3 protein-coding genes are annotated in these 3,295 nt (G+C 37.5%); all 3 read left to right on the top strand.

Annotation, left to right across the window (positions count from 1 at the left end; genetic code table 11):
* Positions 1–481: 481 nt before the first annotated feature.
* On the top strand, positions 482–1,093 hold the full coding sequence (locus F6K13_RS25005) for an RNA polymerase sigma factor (protein WP_287288706.1): 612 nt from the start codon (positions 482–484) through the stop codon (positions 1,091–1,093).
* A 943-nt stretch (positions 1,094–2,036) separates the two neighbouring features.
* Entirely contained in the window at positions 2,037–2,642 is a 606-nt protein-coding gene (locus F6K13_RS25000; protein WP_124145429.1) for a C39 family peptidase, read from the top strand.
* A gap of 259 nt (positions 2,643–2,901) precedes the next feature.
* Positions 2,902–3,295 (top strand): hypothetical protein (locus F6K13_RS24995; protein WP_287288704.1); only part of this gene is annotated, 394 nt, incomplete at its 3' end.

Genomic DNA, 3,295 nt, shown 5'->3' with positions numbered 1-3,295 from the left:
AACAGTTGAAAAAAGGATAAACAATTATGCTAGAAGTCGGTTGGTTTAGTACCAAATTATTATTCAAAGGAAAACTACTACGAAATCCATTTTATTTTTTCAACCTTAAAATATGTGTAATTGATTTTGCCTATTTTAAGGTAATAATAAATCGCTCTATTCTTTGAATATAGACTATTACAGCGTTTATTGTTTTCGGTCTTAAATTTGCATGACTACTTATCTAGGAATAAATCAGCTTTTCAGAGATGATTAGATACTCTTTATGACTTACACATGAGGTAGGAAAAACTTGGATTTCAGATTACTTATTCCGGACTGGTCTACAAACCCCATCGGTAGCTTTGGACAGAAATAGATCGTATTGTGTAAGTTTCATGGTGTTAAATTATAACATACAATTCCCAAGAATGCTACCCATTCCCTTGAAATTATAGTTCTGCTCCAACTAACTAATAGATTTCTTTAAGGGTTGACTATTATGGTATCAAATTCTCTCAAAGTAGTTTCAGCTACTACATTGGGTCTAAATTGTACTGAAAAAACAGAGCAAGAGTTTTGGCAGCAATGGCTAAAGCATGAAGATTATCTTTATTATTGCTGTGTCAAGTGGATGGGCGGAAACCGAACTAATGCTGAGGATGCCCTCAGTCGGGCAATGCTCAAAGCTTGGGAGAAGAAGCAAAAGAATGCAGCAAAAATTTATAATTCTAAGGCATGGCTGACAAAACTGACTTATAACCTCTGTGTGGATATTCATCGAGAACACATTCGGGGTGCGAATAGAGTTGAAAATATCGAAGATTACGCATCTGCTGAGGAGCAAGAAGTGGTTTTAGTTGAAGAAAGGCCAAATTATTTTATAGAAGCAGAAGAGAAAAGGATTGTGATTCGTCGTGCTATTGATAATTTGCCGACGAGAATGCGTGAAACGTTTATCCTGCATTTTTATCAGCAACTTCCTCATCAAGACATTGCCCAAAAACAAAATATTTCCTACGATAATGTCTGCAAGCGAATTTCTCAGGCACGGAACATATTACGAAAGGAGTTGAGGGAATATTTTATCGGGGGGGGGTGGCCAGTAAGATGAAAAAAATATTTCTACTGGCTGTAACAGGGTGGTTGATAGGGAAATGTTCTTGGTGAGACAGTGACATCAAATCCGGTAGTATCGGTATAAAAAAGCAGAGAAACCGGGTTTGTATTTAATATCAAATCCGTTTAATTGGACATAAAAAAAATCTTCAATCGTCATAACTACGCTCATCTTTGTAATTCTTTCTTCTCCTGACTCCTGACTCCCCCTCCCAGGAGGGGAGGGGGAGGGGCGGGGGTGGGTTGACTCCTCCTAACTTAACCATTCTATGGTTGTTTAACCGGATTTGATATAATGCCCCACTATACTAACATATACTTTCCACAAACCCGGTTTCTGATAACACTTCCATTGCAGGCAGATTTGATCTGACATCAGAAGTTGCTTTTCCTAAGCAGACAACATCTATAGCAATGAGCGCTGGTATATTTACAAATTGTAGTAGGGGCAAAAGAGCTAGAAGTCTTATATTATCGGCAATTTATTCCCCCTGTTCCCTGTTCCCTGTTGCCTGTTCCCTGCGCACAGCGCTATAAGTAAAGTTTCTTTGAATTTTAAGAAAAAAATAATTCAGAAATTTGCTTCCTTAAACGTCTAATTAATGAAAGCAATTACAAGCTTTCTATTTAGTGAGGACAATATTATGCTGTAGTTGAGCTAAAACAGCCCAAAACTCAAGCATTAATCAAATCATATCAAGTCCAGATAATTACTTAGTGTAAAAGTCATTGCGACTGAAATGGAGTTCAAGGTTTGCGGAGCATTCCGGAACGGAAAGCAATCTCTCAAAGCTGGAGATTGATTTTCTATAGAATGTTCTACAAATGTCGCAATGACAACTGTTCAACCGGACTGGAACTCAAAAAGTATTCTGCCTCTCTAAACTTCTTGTTCCATCTGTTTTTTGTACTTTTTTGTATACAATACTATTTCTCAAATGACACAGACAAAAGAAAAATTCAAAAAACTCGAAGTTCCCTATTTCTCTCAGTTGGATAACGATACGGCCTATCACGGACCTGGTTACAGACAATGTAACCTAACTTCTTGTTCAATGTTTTTAGCCTTTCTCAGACCCGATCTTGTTGAAAAAGCAAAATCAGAGGGTTATAGTGAATTTGAAAGTATGTATGGGAAGATACTAGATAAATATGGGGATACTACCGATCATCAAGCAAATACTCGTGCTTTACAATATTTTGAAGTAGATACCTATTTTTCCTATACACTTTCAATTGATGAATTAATCGAGTGCTTGCAAGCAGGATATCCAGTAGTTATGGGTATGGCATATAAAGGTAGCGGACACATGGTGGTAGCTACAGGATTTGACCTAGACAAACAGAAAATTTTCATACACGATCCTTATGGTATTAGAGACGGAGCGGGCAATACTTACCAGGTAGGGGTAAAAGCAGCTTACGATCCTTACAGTTTCGATCTTTTAAGAAAAATTTGGGTCGATATGGGTGAACAAGCAGGATGGGGTAGAGTCACTGTTTCTGTTAAAGGAAAACCAACAGGACTACCTCAGAATTTGTAGATTTTGCTATGCTGTCTCTGCCGATAGCAGGGAACAGGCAATGGTGGCAAAACATTAATATTTATGCCTAATTAAATCTGACTAGATCATTGCGACCGGAGTGGAAGGAAGTAACCTCTAATGTCCTAAGATTGCTTTCTAATAGAATTGCTTTGCCAACTTTCCACTCCCTTGCTCCTTTACCTCCTGTCTCTCTTCTGTTTCTACCCTCTTTTGCTCGTTGCCTGTTGCATTCACAAAAATATCAAGACTATAAAAAATGGAAACTATCAAAGCAATTAGTCAAACTGTTCTCAAAAAAGCAGTAGCTCAAGCTTCTCAACTTCCTGAGAGTCAAAAAACATCTGTTGCTCAAGGAAAAACTTATGAAGTTATCAAATATTCTCTAGCAGAACAGGGACATTACCAAGTTGAACTCAATCATAATGCTGGAACCTGGTATATTTTCTCCGATCATTGGGAGCTATCCTGGGAAAATCAGGCAGAAATTATAGAATCTAATAACTCAGATTTATTGACTGCTGAAAATCTGAAAGCAATTATGCCCGATGCTTCTGATGATGATATTCATAGATATGTCGCTCCTCTCAATCAAGTTATACATGATTTTGATTTAGCAACAACAGCAAGAGTTTGTGCATTTATTGCTCAAA

Source organism: Okeania sp. SIO2B9, from assembly GCF_010672505.1.
Lineage (GTDB): Bacteria > Cyanobacteriota > Cyanobacteriia > Cyanobacteriales > Microcoleaceae > Okeania > Okeania hirsuta.
Note: the sequence above shows the minus strand (reverse complement) of the source record. Positions and strands in the feature narration are given on the sequence as shown.

Excerpts from the sequence above, each read along its gene's own strand:
- F6K13_RS25005 (WP_287288706.1), top strand. The coding sequence starts at position 482 with ATGGTATCAAATTCTCTCAAAGTAGTTTCAGCTACTACATTGGGTCTA.
- F6K13_RS25000 (WP_124145429.1), top strand. The coding sequence starts at position 2,037 with ATGACACAGACAAAAGAAAAATTCAAAAAACTCGAAGTTCCCTATTTC.